Origin of the sequence: Clostridium sp. YIM B02569 (assembly GCF_022320765.1) — a bacterium.
In the GTDB taxonomy this organism is placed as follows: Bacteria; Bacillota; Clostridia; order Clostridiales; family Clostridiaceae; genus Clostridium; species Clostridium beijerinckii.
On the sequence record NZ_JAKJJX010000031.1, the window covers coordinates 25,656 to 39,048 of the forward strand.

Genomic DNA, 13,393 nt, shown 5'->3' on the forward strand with positions numbered 1-13,393 from the left:
CAGTAGTGCTTTGGTATATTTCTATTTAATTAATTTATTTTAGGAGGTTTTGAATATGAGTAATAAAGCAGTAGTTGTATTTAGTGGAGGACAAGATTCTACTACATGTCTATTTTGGGCATTAAAGGAATTTGATGAGGTTATAGCAGTAACTTTTGATTATAATCAAAAACATAGAAAAGAAATAGAGTGTGCAACTAGTATAGCAAAGGAGTTAGGAATAGAGCATCATATATTAGATATGGGGCTTCTTAATCAATTGGCTCCTAATGCGCTTACAAGAAATGATATAGAAATAAAAGCCGGAGAAAATGGTTCTCTTCCATCAACATTTGTTGAAGGTCGTAATATGCTATTCTTAACGTTTGCAGGAGTATTAGCTAAAGTAAAAGGCGCAAAACATATAGTAACTGGAGTGTGTGAGACTGATTTTAGTGGATACCCTGATTGTAGGGATATATTCATAAAATCTCTTAATGTAACTTTAAATTTAGCAATGGATTATAATTTTGTAGTTCATACCCCATTAATGTGGATAGATAAAGCCGAGACATGGAAGATGGCAGATGATTTTGGTAAGTTAGACTATATAAGAGAAAAGACTCTTACTTGCTATAAAGGAATTGTTGGCGACGGTTGTGGAGAATGTCCTGCTTGTAATCTTAGAAAAAATGGTTTAGATAAGTATTTAGAAAGTAAGAAAAATTAAAATATAAAATGAATTTAAGGAGAAAGAACAATGAGTGAAAGTGGAAGAAAATCAAAAGAACTTGAGGGTATAACATTGCTCGGAAATCAAGGAACAAAATATGATTATGGATATACCCCTGAAGTATTAGAGGTTTTTGAAAATAAACACCCAGATAATGATTATTTTGTAAAATTTAATTGCCCTGAATTTACAAGTTTATGCCCAATTACAGGTCAGCCAGATTTTGCAACAATCTATATAAGTTATATACCAAACATAAAGATGGTAGAAAGTAAATCGCTGAAATTATATCTTTTTAGTTTTAGAAATCATGGAGATTTTCATGAAGATTGTATGAATATTATAATGAAAGACTTAATAAAACTTATGGATCCAAAATATATTGAAGTATGGGGAAAATTTACACCAAGAGGTGGTATAAGTATAGATCCTTATTGCAATTATGGAATGAAAGGAACTAAGTTTGAGGATATGGCTAATTATAGAATGATGAATCATGATATGTATCCTGAGAAAGTAGATAATAGATAATAACCTAATGTATTGTATAAATGATTTATATTAATTAGCAAAGCAATGACTGCAATACATTTTTATTAAGGAGCTGATATTTAAATTGAGTAAAGTAATTGTTATAGGTGCAGGGCCTGCAGGAATGATGGCTGCTATACAAGCAGCGAAGAAACATGATGTAATATTATTAGATGGTAATGAAAGAATTGGAAAAAAGCTTTTCATTACTGGAAAAGGTAGATGTAATGTTACAAATGCAAAAGATATATCTGAGTTTTTTGAGTATATTCCAGGTAATCCTCATTTTCTTTATAGTTCATTATATAGTTTCACCAATAATGATACAATGAATTTTTTTGAAAACGAAGGAATTAAATTAAAAATCGAAAGAGGAGACAGAGTTTTCCCAGAATCTGATAAGTCTTCAGATATAATAAGAGGATTATCAAACGCTTTAAGTAGAACTAATGTAAAAATAAGATTAAAGTCAAAGGTTACTAATATAGAATTTAAAAGTAATAGAATTATAGCAGTAGAAATTAATAATGAAGAACGATTATATGGAGATCATTTTATTTTTGCGACAGGTGGTGCATCATATCCGCTTACTGGTTCAAGAGGAGAAGGACAAAAATTCGCAAGTGTGCTTGGCCATAATGTTACTCAATTAATGCCAGCTCTTGTTCCGATAGAAGTTGTTGATTCCAAAACAAAAGAATTGATGGGGCTGTCATTAAAAAATGTGGAAGTTATAATTAAAGAAAATGACAAGAAAGTAGTTTATAAGAATTTTGGTGAAATGTTATTTACCCATTTTGGAGTTTCAGGGCCTCTTATATTAAGTGGAAGTAGATTTATAGAAAAAGGAAAAAGATATACTTTGCATATAGATTTAAAACCTGCATTAAATTTAGGAGAATTAGATAAACGTATCCAAAAGGATTTTAATAAATATTTAAATAAAGATTTCAAAAATTCTTTAGACGAGTTATTACCACAAAAATTAATTCCTGTAATTATAAATAACTCAGGAATATTCGAAAATAAAAAAGTAAATGAAATAACGAGAGAGGAAAGAAAGACTTTAGTAAAGGCTATTAAGGATTTGAGCTTTGATATTAAAGGATTAAGACCTATAGATGAAGCAATTGTAACTTCAGGAGGTGTAGATATAAAAGAAATTGATCCGTCTACCATGAAGTCTAAAATAATAGAAAATCTTTCGTTTGCAGGAGAAGTTATGGATGTAGATGCTTTTACAGGTGGTTATAATGTACAAATAGCTTTTTCTACAGGATTTATAGCAGGAAGTAATATTTGATATAAAAAATATTTCCTTGTTTGGAAAGGTAAAAAATTATATAATCTTAATGAAGGCATAAATTTATAGGATTTGGAAATGAGGAGAAAGTTTTGAAAATTTCAGTAGCAATAGATGGACCGGCTGGAGCAGGAAAAAGCACTATAGCAAAATTGGTTTCTAAGAGGTTTGATCTTATGTATATAAATACAGGAGCAATGTATAGAGCTGTGGCGCTAAAAGCACAAGAACAAAACTTGCAACCAGAAAATGTTCAAGAAATTTGTAATATAATAAAAACTATGGAAATGCATTTTGAAAATGATGATTTGATTTTAAATGGTGAAAATATACAGGATAAAATAACTACTCCAAACATAAGTAGTATTGTATCTGAATATGCTAGTATTTCGGAAGTAAGAGCTATTCTTGTAAAACTTCAAAGAGAAATGTCAAGCAAATTTAGTGTAATAATGGATGGAAGAGATATTGGAACTGTTGTTCTAAAAGATGCAAATTTTAAGTTTTTCTTAACAGCTAGTCCAGAACAAAGAGCAACCAGGCGATTTAAAGAATTGCAGGAAAGAAATATAGAGTGTTCTTATGATCAAATACTAAAAGATATAATAGATAGAGATTATAAGGATACTCATAGGGCTACAGATCCGCTGAAAAAAGCAGATGATGCAATTGAGATTGATTCTACTAATTTAGATATTAATGGTGTTGTTAATGTAATTGCAGAGTACATAGGAAAAGGAAAGTAACAAGGAGATAGTAATGAGTAAAGTTATTCTAGCAAAAAATTCAGGTTTTTGCTTTGGAGTTCAAAGAGCTGTAAATGAAGCTATACGGATTCAAAAAGAACATAATTCGAAAATCTATACTTTAGGTCCTTTAATACATAATAATGATGTAGTAAAATATTTAGAAGAAAATAATATATTTTCTATAGAATTTGAAGAAATAGATAAATTAAATAAAGGTGATACTATTGTTATAAGATCTCATGGTGTATCTGAAACAGTTTTAGATACACTTGAACAAAAGGAACTAAAAGTCATAAATGCGACTTGTCCTTTTGTTGCTAATATTCAAAAAAAAGTTAAGAAATATTCAAAAGAAGGATATCATATAGTAATATTAGGAGATAAAAATCATCCAGAAGTCATTGGAATTAATGGATGGTGTGATGATAAAGCAATTATCACTAAAGATGGTACTTTTGATGAAGAAAATATGCCGCATAAGGTATGCGTTGTATCTCAAACAACTGAAAAGATGAAGAATTGGGAAGAAACACTAAAAAACTTAAGTTATGCAAGAGAAATATTAGCTTTTAACACAATTTGTGCAGCTACTGATGTTAGACAAAGAAGTACGAATAAAATATCCAAAAAAACAGATGCTATGATAGTTATTGGCGGAAAAAATAGTTCGAATACTACTAAGTTATATCAAATTGCTAAAGAAAATTGTGAAAATACAATTCATATTGAAAACGCAAAAGATCTACCAATAAGTTTTATAAAAAATAATAATATAAACAAAATAGGAGTTACAGCTGGTGCATCAACACCAGATTGGATTATTAGGGAGGTACTAGATATTATGAACACAGAAAATAATAATTTTGAAGATCAATTATCATTAATGAACGAATTAGACAAAAGATTTGTTATTGGCGATGAGGTACAAGGAGAAATACTTTCAAAGACTAGAGATTCAGTTATAGTTTCACTTGTGGGATACAAGTCAGATGGAGTGATTCCATTTACAGAGTTATCTGCAAAAGAAGATCCACTAACATTTGCAGATAAACTTAATATAGGTGATACTATTAATGCAAAAGTTATAAAACTACAAAATAATGATGGGTATGTAGTATTATCAAGATTAGAATATGAAAGAGAAGAAGCTTTTAAAGAACTTGAAAAAATATATTCAGAAGGAACAACATTTGAAGTTAATGTTAAAGAAGCTAGAGAAAAAGGGATAGTAGCAGATTATAAGGGAGCTAGAATATTTATTCCAGCATCACAAATTGACATAAAGTTTACTAAAGATAAAAGTGAATATGTTGGGAAGAAATTAGAAGTTAAATTGATAGATTTTTCTCTAAAGAATCCTGTAAAATTAGTTGCTTCAAGAAGAGTTTTATTAGAAGAAAGCAAGAATTCTGAAGACGCAAAAGCTTGGGAGAGTTTTAATCTTGGGGATGTTATAAAAGGTGAAGTAAAACGATTTACAGACTTTGGAGCTTTTGTGGAAGTCAATGGTATAGATGGATTATTACATTTATCACAAATTTCTTGGAATCATATCAAAAAGGTAAGTGATGTATTAAAAGAAGGTCAAATTATTGATGTTAAGATCATTGGTCTTGATAAGGAAGCTAAAAAGCTATCTTTAAGCATTAAAGAACTTGTAGCTAAGCCTTGGGATAATGCTAAAGAAAAATATCCAGAAGGGTCTATTGTACTTGGTAAAGTAGTTAGATTAAATGATTTTGGTGCTTTTGTAGAATTGGAACCAGGAGTAGATGGGTTAGTTCATATATCAAAGATATCTCATAATAGAATAGAGCACCCTTCTGAAGTTTTAAAAATTGGTGAAGAAATTAAAGCTAAGATATTAAGTGTTGATGAAGAAAATAAAAGAATAAGCTTAAGTATAAAAGATGTATAAAACAAAAAAGTAGAAGGAATATTTTCTTCTACTTTTTTGTTTTTTTATGTAGAGTTAAAATAATTTTTATGAAATTATTTTAACTCTAGAAATAGGTAAGGTATACGTAGATTTTAATTATATGCATAAGGTAAAGAATTGAAGTATAATATTACTATGCGTAATGATTATTGGATATCTAAAGTTCGTAATATTTAAATTTTAATTGTTAGGAGGCTATATACTTATGAAACAAAATAAAGTTACTAAAGTAAAATCTTTAGTAGAGACTAAGTTTTTGAGTTTATATGAAGCAGAGTATGAAAATAAAGTTGGAAATATAAGAACGTGGACAATAGCATCCAGAAAAAATAATGAAACTATACAAAAACAATTTTTTGAAAATAAAGAAGATACGGCAGATGGTGCAATAATTGCAGCATACCATAAAGATGAAAATAAGATTGTTATAATAAGACAATTTAGAATACCACTTAATGATTATGTTTATGAATTACCGGCAGGTCTCATCGATCCAGGGGAAGATTCTATTAGTACAATAAAAAGAGAGCTAATGGAAGAGACAGGTCTTAGGTTAGTTGAAGTTATCAATAATAAGAGTCTTGATAAGGTGTATGTTTCTGCAGGAATGACAGATGAATCGTTAGCTATGGTTTATTGTACTTGTGAAGGCGAAATAAGTGATGAACACCTTGAAGACGATGAATGTATTGAGGCACTTCTAATATCTCAAGATGAAGCTAAAGAACTTATACAGAGTAAGGAGAAATTTGACATTAAATGTTTTTTGCTCCTTCAAAGTTTTGCTTTGTTAGGAAATAAAGTATTTCAATAATAAAAAACTGGTCTACACAAAAAAAGTGTAGACCAGTTTTTTATTATAAGTTTTTGTAGATAATAAATTTACGCTTAAAGCTCCAACTAACAGAGTCTTTAATTAAGTTTAGAGTGTAGAAAATTAATTGAAATATATGGGTTCATATATTTTCGTATTATTTAATTACTGAATTTAAACCGAAATATAATAAGAAAATAAATGATGTAAAATACATCAGAATGGATACTTCTTTTCCTTTTTTATAACACAGCTTGCAAATAGGATACAATATAAAGCCTAATGCTATACCATCAACGATGCTATATGTTAATGGAATTAATATTATTGTCATAAAACTAGGAAATAGTTCGCTTAAATCATTAAAGTTCAAATTCTTTAAGTTCTGACTCATTAAACAGCCTATTATAATTAAAATAGGAGCTAAAGCTACATCTGGTATGATAGAAATAAACGGTATAAAAAAAATTGATAGAAGAAATAGTATACCAGAAATTAATGAAACTAAACCTGTTCGTCCTCCAGCTGTTATTCCTGCAGTTCCTTCAACTGTTGATACAGAAGGGCTTGAACCAAAAAGTGCACATCCAATTGTAGATAATGATACTGCCACCATAGCGTTAGAGGTTTTGTCTGATTTTTTCAGTATTCCTGAAACCTGGCTATGAAGTATCCCAATATTCTCAAAAACCAGTACTAAAGTTAATGAAAATGTTCCAACCCAGAATTTCAGTGTATTTATTCCACTAAAATCTAATTTGAAAAGTATATTGCTATATTCATTAAAATTTGGCATAGTATAACTTATACCTTGTGTATCAACGATACCAAGCTTTATACAAAATATAGTTCCAATTATAATTGAAATTAAAAAGCTTCCCGGTATATTTTTAAGGAATAAAATTAATGTTAGAATCATTATTAATATAAAAGCTAGTACTTGAATACTTGTAATATCTCCAAGTTTTAACATAGTAGAAGAATCAGATACTATAATTTTAGATTTTTGAAATCCAACAAAAGTTATAAATAAACCAATTCCTACTGTAATAGCTTCTTTTAAATTTTGAGGAATAGCTTCAATAATAAACTTGGATAATGGAGTTGTTGCTATAAGTACAAATATTAATCCTGAGACAAAAACTGAAGCTAATGCTTGGCAATAATTTAAGCCTAGAGTATGAACTATTGTATATGTGAATAATGCATTAATTCCCATACCAGGCAGAATTATAAGTGGAGTATTACTTATTAAAGCAATTAACAAGCAACCTACAGCTGATGATATTGCTGTAGCGATGATTAGAGGCTCCATAGAAATGCCACCATCACTTAATATACTGGCATTGACGATAATGATGTAAACTGCAGCAACAAAAGAAGTCAGCGCTGCTATAGTTTCGCTTTTAATTGTAACATTGTTTTCTTTTAATTTAAAAAATCTTTCCATCCTTTCAACCTATCTTTCATAACTCCCTCACCCTCCCACGCTAAAATGCGCATATTAATTATAACATCATTATCATTTATGTCAACTTTTATATATAGCTTGAAATCTTATACAATTCATTTATACTCCATAGTATTGCATGAGAATAATAAAATAATGTTTAATCACAAATTTTGAAGAATATATTTATAATCGCTCCTTACGTATACACATTGTGATTTAAATAAGAAAAGAATAGTAAAACAACACTAAGAGTAGTAATATATTACTATACGTATTTTATAAAGGGGGCATACAAGTATGTATACAGAATTTGAACAAATAAACAAAGCAAGCATAATGATAAATTCATTATGTATTTTTAAGAATCTAAAAGATGACAGTGTTTTATTGAAATATAAGACGCTACTAAAGTACCTTAATAGTAAGGATATATCAGTGGAAGAGGGCATTGAATTATATACTGATTTTATTTATGAACTATTAAACAAAGCTGATGGAAAATCATTAAAAAAGTATATAATTGATATGATTTTTCTCGATAACAATCCGTTTAGTAAAATAATTGACGAACAAAATTCATGTGATAAACTTTTTAATCAAGTGCATTATGAGTTAAATGCCTTGCAGTACATATCTAGTATAGAATCTTCTGCGATTAAAGATGCTATAATTATTAAAGGAAACGTTAAAGAGTTTGAAATAGGTATAGTTAAGTCGCTTATGGATTTTGATTCTGACTTGGAATGTAATATCTCAAGCAAAGCTATTGATAAGTTAAAGGTAAATATATTAAATTGTGATAATTGGGGAGGTGCATTGGAGAGTATTGTAGAATTCTACAAGCAATATGGGACTGGCATATTTGGGGAGTATAGAGCGTTTGTATGGGAACACGAAGATGGAGCACCTTATCTTAGAGGTATTGAATCACCAGATCCAGTTAGGCTAGAAAACTTAGTAGGGTATGAATATCAAAAAGAGATTATAATAGATAATACAAAACAGTTTTTAAATGGATATCAAGCGAATAATATGCTACTATATGGATCAAGAGGAACTGGTAAATCTTCAACTGTAAAAGCTATTATAAATGAGTATTACGATGATGGCTTAAGGCTTATTGAAGTTGATAAAAATAAATTATGCGATTTTACGAAGATAATTAGGATACTTAAAAGTAAGAATTTAAAATTTATAATTTTTGTTGATGATTTAGTATTTGAAGAAGGAGAAGCTAGTTATTCAGCTTTAAAGACAATATTAGAAGGTGGAGTAGAGAATAGATCAAACAATATTCTAATTTATGCAACAACCAATCGAAAACACCTAGTAAAAGAAACATTTAGCGAAAGATCTGGTGATGATGTGCATGCTAATGACACAATTGAAGAAAAACTTTCTCTAGCAGATAGATTTGGTATGACTGTATCGTTCTATTCGCCTGATCAGAAAGAATTCTTAAAGATAATAGATGGAGTAGCAGAAGCAAGAGGGATTAAAGTTGAGAAGGAATATTTGCATGCAGAAGCATTGAAATGGGTAAGATGGTATAATGCTCGTTCGCCACGAACAGCAATTCAATTTATAAATTGGCTAGAGGGTACGTTAAAACAGTAACTTTATATTAAAAGTTTGTGATTTGTTTTGGAATATTCTGTAACTTTTTAGCTAATAAAGTGATAAGAGCTAGTAAAGAATTCTTTACTAGCTCTGTATTTTTTATAATAATTTAAGCATTAGTTGTTGTAGGGGGCGTATATACTCTTGTAGCAAGTTCGTCGTCTAACATATACAATGCTGCAGAGTTATTTTCGCATCTCCTAATCTTTTTGATTATAGTGTTAAATGTATTTTCTTCTTCAACTTGCTCGTTAATAAACCAATTAAGTAAACCGATTGTTGAATGCTCTTTTTCCTCAGTAGCTATATCTGCAATTTTATATAGCCTGCTAGTAACCATTTGCTCATGTTCATAACCTGCCTCAAAGACATTTAGGATATTGTCAAAATCAGAATGTGGTTTTTCAATTTGTTCTAAAGTTACAGTTCCATTTTTCTGAAATATGTAGTCATAGAACTTCATTGCATGAAATAATTCCTCCTGGGATTGAACTTTGAAAAAATTGGCAAACCCATTTAAATCAATAGATTCGCAGTAAGAAGCCATTGATAAATAAGTATAGGCTGAATAAATTTCAAAATTAACTTGCTCATTTAGTTTTGCGATCAGTTTTTCACTTAACATACTAATACCTCCCATAAATAAAAACATTATAATTAACATAATTTAAAAAGTTCAGAAAAACTATACCCTATAGTATAAAAGTTTAACTTTATATTCTGAAATTTTTAACTATATATTAATATATTACATCATATAACATAATTTATCAAATAATATTTATTATTATGTTACATAAGTATTATTGCAAAACTAATAATATAAATAAGAGAGGAGATGATATAATTGACATATAAAAAGAAGGAAAAATCGATACAAAAAACTGGAGATATGTCGCAATCTAAAGTTAAATCTTTTGTAGAGAGAGAAGAAACAACAAACAAGGTGGTATCTAGGGGGCGAGATATTACAATTAATCAAAAACATTAAAATTTAATCTATCTCAAAGTATTAAGTAAAAATTAATAGAAATTTAGTGGAATTCCATTCTACTAAATTTACTTACATATATTTTGAGATAGAAATTTTCCTATTATAAAGATTTATCTAGTTTTATATGATAGAATTAGATAAATATAGAAAGAATTAAGGAGGACAAGTTATAAAAATAAGTTATCATTATTTTATTAATATATAAATACATTGTTATTGTAAACTACTAAAAATATTTATTTGTAATACGGAAGGATAGATAAAATGTCGATAAACAGAAGTGCACCAGAAAATTTTTATTATGACAATGCGGAGAAAACTAATAAAAATTTTATTTATAAAAATCTTAAAAGAAGTAAATGCTATAACTGTAATTTTTCAAACTCGAATTTTGATTTTGCTAGCTTAAGAGGGGCTCATTTTAAGAAGTGTAATTTTTTTAGATGTAGTTTTAAAGGAGCAGAGTTTATAGGATCGAATTTAAAAGGATGCAAGTTTAGGGAAGCTAAATTTGAAGACACAGTATTTGAAGGAGCAAATTTAGATGGAGTAAATTTTGAAGATGCTAAATTCAAAAACACAATATTTGTAAACTGTGATGTGACTAAGGCTAAGAATATAAGTGAAGATAACAAGAACATCAGAATTTTTAATACAATGCCAGAAGTTGAAATAAGCGATGAATTAGAAAAGTTGATTTCAAATGTGATGGAAAATGAATTTATAAAAAAATCAAGGGTTTTTGATACTAAAGATGGAAAAATAAATACGTTATCTTTATTAATTCTAAAAGAAAAATTTGATGAATCAACACTTTTAGAAGGTCTACATTATATTAGATATGAGATTGATAGAGATTTTTATACATTAAGCTATGTTATTAGGCTTATAGAAAATATGTAAATGGTAGAAAAGGAGTATTTCGTTTTAAATGAAAGCTCCTTTTTTGAGTTCTTAAAAAAGAGTTAATAATAATAATAGATATGCAAAAATACTTTTTTATGAACCTATTATTTTGCAATTAATATATATTTATTGAATATCTATATAGTAATAAAAAATGATGATGTTATTATTTTTGAAGGAAGAATATAGATGGAAAAAAATTATTTAATTAAACTAAAATATAATAAATCTTCAAAAAAAGTAAATTCAAATAATTTCAAGATATATACTCCTGAAATGATAGAAAAGTATAAAGATTACCAAAGAAGATTATTAAAAATTAATGAGGATAAAGTCAAGGCGAAATTCCTACTATATAGAAAGATTTATAATTACTATTCTCAAGAAAGTTATCTAGATATTAGCATTGAAAGAATTTATATTAAATCGAAGTTAGACTCATATACCTTTGGAGGATGTGGAATAGGTGCATCAATTTTAGCAGGATTAACAGCAAGTGGCATTTTTTCTTATATAGATAATTATATAAAAAAACTTAGTCCGACTTTCTTGGGCATATATATTGTGTTGATTTTAGTATTTGGGCTCAAAATTCTTTCAAATGAAGACAGTAAGGTAGAAATGTATAATATGTTTTTAGAAGTATTAAATAATCTAGAATATGATAAAAATGAAAAATGAGGATAATTAAAATAAGGATAAAAGTCTACAATAGTGCACAATATATTCTTGTAGAAAGGAAGTGCTTATAATGAGTAATGAATCAAAATCAAAATCAAACAATCTTCAAAGCTTTTCTAGTACAGGTGGCACTAGTAATTCGAATTTATCTAGCAAAGAAGAACTTAGAGAACAAAAAAGTGCAGGGTGTAATCAATGGGATTCTGTACCACGTACTTATGACAAAGAAGAGTCTACACATAAACATGAAAAAACTGCTACTAATAATCAATGGACATCTACATCTAAGTAAGAATTTACTGTAATAAATACTACTTTAAATAAAGAGGGAGTGGATATTATGAGTGAAGAAAATAAAAAACGTGAGTCTGATAAAATGAATGATGGTTATTATGATTATCAAGGTGGATATATTTCTTATGACCCTGAAGTTTTAACAGAGCATTATACTGTAAAAGGATTTGAAGGTAAAATAAAAGATAAGCAATTATCAAATAGTAAATGGTGTTAATGAATAAAAATATAAATTAAGTATATATATTAATATAAAATACTTAAAGTTTCCTTCATATAGATTTGCTGTTACCTATATGAAGGAAACGATTTTTATGAATCATACTATTATCAATAAACTACGATATTATATTTTAAATTACTTAAACTTTTAAATTGAAAATATCCTAATATATATTTATTTATATATTATTCTATATATTAACACATTGTTTAAGTCTATCAAAAGTTGACTATAATTTTTGTAAGATTTATAATTTATTTATTAAAGGGGAAATGAGGAATTTTTATGGTTTTTTTAGAAAAATTATCTTTATTCAATATGAATCATTTCAGGAGATTATATAATAGGAGTGAAGATGCATATTCGTGCGATAAAAGCTTTTTTGAGATTTATGATGATGAATCTTTTGTAGTAAAATATATAATTCGTAAACAAATTAGACTTTTTAGAGTTAATAGTGAATATGTGGGATATATATGGTACGAATATCCTTCGTATAATGGTTTTAGTAATATATATTCTATATATTTGAAAGATGAATATATACATTTAATTAATTCTAAAATCTTATCATTTTTTAATGCTAGTGCCTTCAGATTCGATATGTTAGCAAACTCAAAGGCTTCTTTTATAATGAAAAAATTAAATTTTGATGTTAATTCTAATAACATTTTAATGAAGATAAGGACAAGCAATATTAAAAATAATTTTTGTGAAAATAGAATATTTTTTAAACACTTTAAAGAAGGACAAGATGAAGAATTAAGATGCAGAATTCAAAATTCGGTTTTTAATGAAAAAAATAGAGTTCCTTTAACGATTGATGATATATATAGGGAAGAAGAGGAAGACTATTATATAAAAGATTTTGGTGTTTTTATATGCAACAATAATGGACAAGTTGTCGGATATGGTCAAATTATTTTCAATAGAGGATTTTATACTATTGTTAATTTAGGAATATTAGAAGAATACAGAAAACATGGGTATGGAGAGTTATTGGTTAGATATCTTATAGATTTATGTTATAGAAATTCTATAAAAACTGTTTATATAAGAGTAGAAAGGAATAATTTAAAAGCCTTATCTTTGTACACTAAAATTGGATTTAGGGAATATCAATCTTTTATTAGCTGGTATAAAAAAATTAATTAATTAGCGTTAGGAGTTGTCT

The 13,393-nt window shown here is 27.7% G+C and carries 15 protein-coding genes; 13 read left to right on the top strand and 2 right to left on the bottom strand.

The window, feature by feature from the left end:
- Positions 1-55: 55 nt before the first annotated feature.
- From queC to L3B96_RS22885, 6 genes are all read left to right on the top strand, one after another.
- On the top strand, positions 56-709 hold the full coding sequence (queC, locus tag L3B96_RS22860) for a 7-cyano-7-deazaguanine synthase QueC (RefSeq protein ID WP_236898091.1): 654 nt from the start codon (positions 56-58) through the stop codon (positions 707-709).
- Between the two features lie 30 nt (positions 710-739).
- Entirely contained in the window at positions 740-1,243 is a 504-nt protein-coding gene (queF, locus tag L3B96_RS22865; protein ID WP_012058753.1) for a preQ(1) synthase, read from the top strand.
- 85 nt (positions 1,244-1,328) lie between these two features.
- Positions 1,329-2,546 (top strand): NAD(P)/FAD-dependent oxidoreductase, encoded by a 1,218-nt coding sequence (locus L3B96_RS22870; protein WP_041897045.1) that lies wholly within the window; start codon positions 1,329-1,331, stop codon positions 2,544-2,546.
- Positions 2,547-2,638: 92 nt separating this feature from the next.
- Positions 2,639-3,292 (top strand): (d)CMP kinase, encoded by a 654-nt coding sequence (gene cmk / locus L3B96_RS22875; protein WP_238901167.1) that lies wholly within the window; start codon positions 2,639-2,641, stop codon positions 3,290-3,292.
- 13 nt (positions 3,293-3,305) lie between these two features.
- Entirely contained in the window at positions 3,306-5,213 is a 1,908-nt protein-coding gene (locus L3B96_RS22880) for a bifunctional 4-hydroxy-3-methylbut-2-enyl diphosphate reductase/30S ribosomal protein S1 (protein ID WP_012058756.1), read from the top strand.
- A gap of 226 nt (positions 5,214-5,439) precedes the next feature.
- Positions 5,440-6,048, top strand: coding sequence for an NUDIX hydrolase (locus L3B96_RS22885; protein WP_238948666.1), 609 nt, complete (start codon positions 5,440-5,442; stop codon positions 6,046-6,048).
- Between the two features lie 157 nt (positions 6,049-6,205).
- Here the strand turns inward: L3B96_RS22885 and L3B96_RS22890 are convergent, their stop codons facing one another.
- The gene (locus L3B96_RS22890) at positions 6,206-7,498 is read right to left on the bottom strand and encodes an NCS2 family permease (RefSeq protein WP_238948667.1); all 1,293 of its coding nucleotides are present in this window, start codon (positions 7,496-7,498) and stop codon (positions 6,206-6,208) included.
- Between the two features lie 300 nt (positions 7,499-7,798).
- On the opposite strand from L3B96_RS22890, the gene L3B96_RS22895 reads away from it, so the two are divergent.
- Positions 7,799-9,118, top strand: a complete 1,320-nt coding sequence (locus L3B96_RS22895) for an ATP-binding protein (RefSeq protein ID WP_238948668.1) — start codon at positions 7,799-7,801, stop codon at positions 9,116-9,118.
- Between the two features lie 112 nt (positions 9,119-9,230).
- Here the strand turns inward: L3B96_RS22895 and L3B96_RS22900 are convergent, their stop codons facing one another.
- The gene (locus L3B96_RS22900) at positions 9,231-9,746 is read right to left on the bottom strand and encodes a ferritin (RefSeq protein WP_238948669.1); all 516 of its coding nucleotides are present in this window, start codon (positions 9,744-9,746) and stop codon (positions 9,231-9,233) included.
- Positions 9,747-9,968: 222 nt separating this feature from the next.
- On the opposite strand from L3B96_RS22900, the gene L3B96_RS22905 reads away from it, so the two are divergent.
- The 6 genes from L3B96_RS22905 to L3B96_RS22930 all read left to right on the top strand — a co-directional run bounded on the left by L3B96_RS22905 (position 9,969) and on the right by L3B96_RS22930 (position 13,374).
- Positions 9,969-10,112 (top strand): hypothetical protein, encoded by a 144-nt coding sequence (locus tag L3B96_RS22905; RefSeq protein WP_017211617.1) that lies wholly within the window; start codon positions 9,969-9,971, stop codon positions 10,110-10,112.
- A gap of 267 nt (positions 10,113-10,379) precedes the next feature.
- The gene (locus L3B96_RS22910) at positions 10,380-11,018 is read left to right on the top strand and encodes a pentapeptide repeat-containing protein (protein ID WP_238948670.1); all 639 of its coding nucleotides are present in this window, start codon (positions 10,380-10,382) and stop codon (positions 11,016-11,018) included.
- 192 nt (positions 11,019-11,210) lie between these two features.
- Entirely contained in the window at positions 11,211-11,702 is a 492-nt protein-coding gene (locus tag L3B96_RS22915; RefSeq protein ID WP_238948671.1) for a hypothetical protein, read from the top strand.
- Positions 11,703-11,772: 70 nt separating this feature from the next.
- On the top strand, positions 11,773-11,994 hold the full coding sequence (locus tag L3B96_RS22920) for a hypothetical protein (protein ID WP_238948672.1): 222 nt from the start codon (positions 11,773-11,775) through the stop codon (positions 11,992-11,994).
- Positions 11,995-12,042: 48 nt separating this feature from the next.
- The gene (locus tag L3B96_RS22925; RefSeq protein ID WP_012058764.1) at positions 12,043-12,213 is read left to right on the top strand and encodes a hypothetical protein; all 171 of its coding nucleotides are present in this window, start codon (positions 12,043-12,045) and stop codon (positions 12,211-12,213) included.
- 291 nt (positions 12,214-12,504) lie between these two features.
- Complete coding sequence (locus L3B96_RS22930) at positions 12,505-13,374, top strand: GNAT family N-acetyltransferase (protein ID WP_238948673.1); 870 nt, start codon at positions 12,505-12,507, stop codon at positions 13,372-13,374.
- Positions 13,375-13,393 lie beyond the last annotated feature (19 nt).

Bases quoted from the DNA above. Each gene is read 5' to 3' on its own strand.
- queC (WP_236898091.1), top strand. From the start codon at position 56: ATGAGTAATAAAGCAGTAGTTGTATTTAGTGGAGGACAAGATTCTACT.
- queF (WP_012058753.1), top strand. From the start codon at position 740: ATGAGTGAAAGTGGAAGAAAATCAAAAGAACTTGAGGGTATAACATTG.
- L3B96_RS22880 (WP_012058756.1), top strand. From the start codon at position 3,306: ATGAGTAAAGTTATTCTAGCAAAAAATTCAGGTTTTTGCTTTGGAGTT.
- L3B96_RS22885 (WP_238948666.1), top strand. From the start codon at position 5,440: ATGAAACAAAATAAAGTTACTAAAGTAAAATCTTTAGTAGAGACTAAG.
- L3B96_RS22890 (WP_238948667.1), bottom strand. From the start codon at position 7,498: ATGGAAAGATTTTTTAAATTAAAAGAAAACAATGTTACAATTAAAAGC.
- L3B96_RS22895 (WP_238948668.1), top strand. From the start codon at position 7,799: ATGTATACAGAATTTGAACAAATAAACAAAGCAAGCATAATGATAAAT.
- L3B96_RS22900 (WP_238948669.1), bottom strand. From the start codon at position 9,746: ATGTTAAGTGAAAAACTGATCGCAAAACTAAATGAGCAAGTTAATTTT.
- L3B96_RS22910 (WP_238948670.1), top strand. From the start codon at position 10,380: ATGTCGATAAACAGAAGTGCACCAGAAAATTTTTATTATGACAATGCG.
- L3B96_RS22915 (WP_238948671.1), top strand. From the start codon at position 11,211: ATGGAAAAAAATTATTTAATTAAACTAAAATATAATAAATCTTCAAAA.
- L3B96_RS22920 (WP_238948672.1), top strand. From the start codon at position 11,773: ATGAGTAATGAATCAAAATCAAAATCAAACAATCTTCAAAGCTTTTCT.
- L3B96_RS22925 (WP_012058764.1), top strand. From the start codon at position 12,043: ATGAGTGAAGAAAATAAAAAACGTGAGTCTGATAAAATGAATGATGGT.
- L3B96_RS22930 (WP_238948673.1), top strand. From the start codon at position 12,505: ATGGTTTTTTTAGAAAAATTATCTTTATTCAATATGAATCATTTCAGG.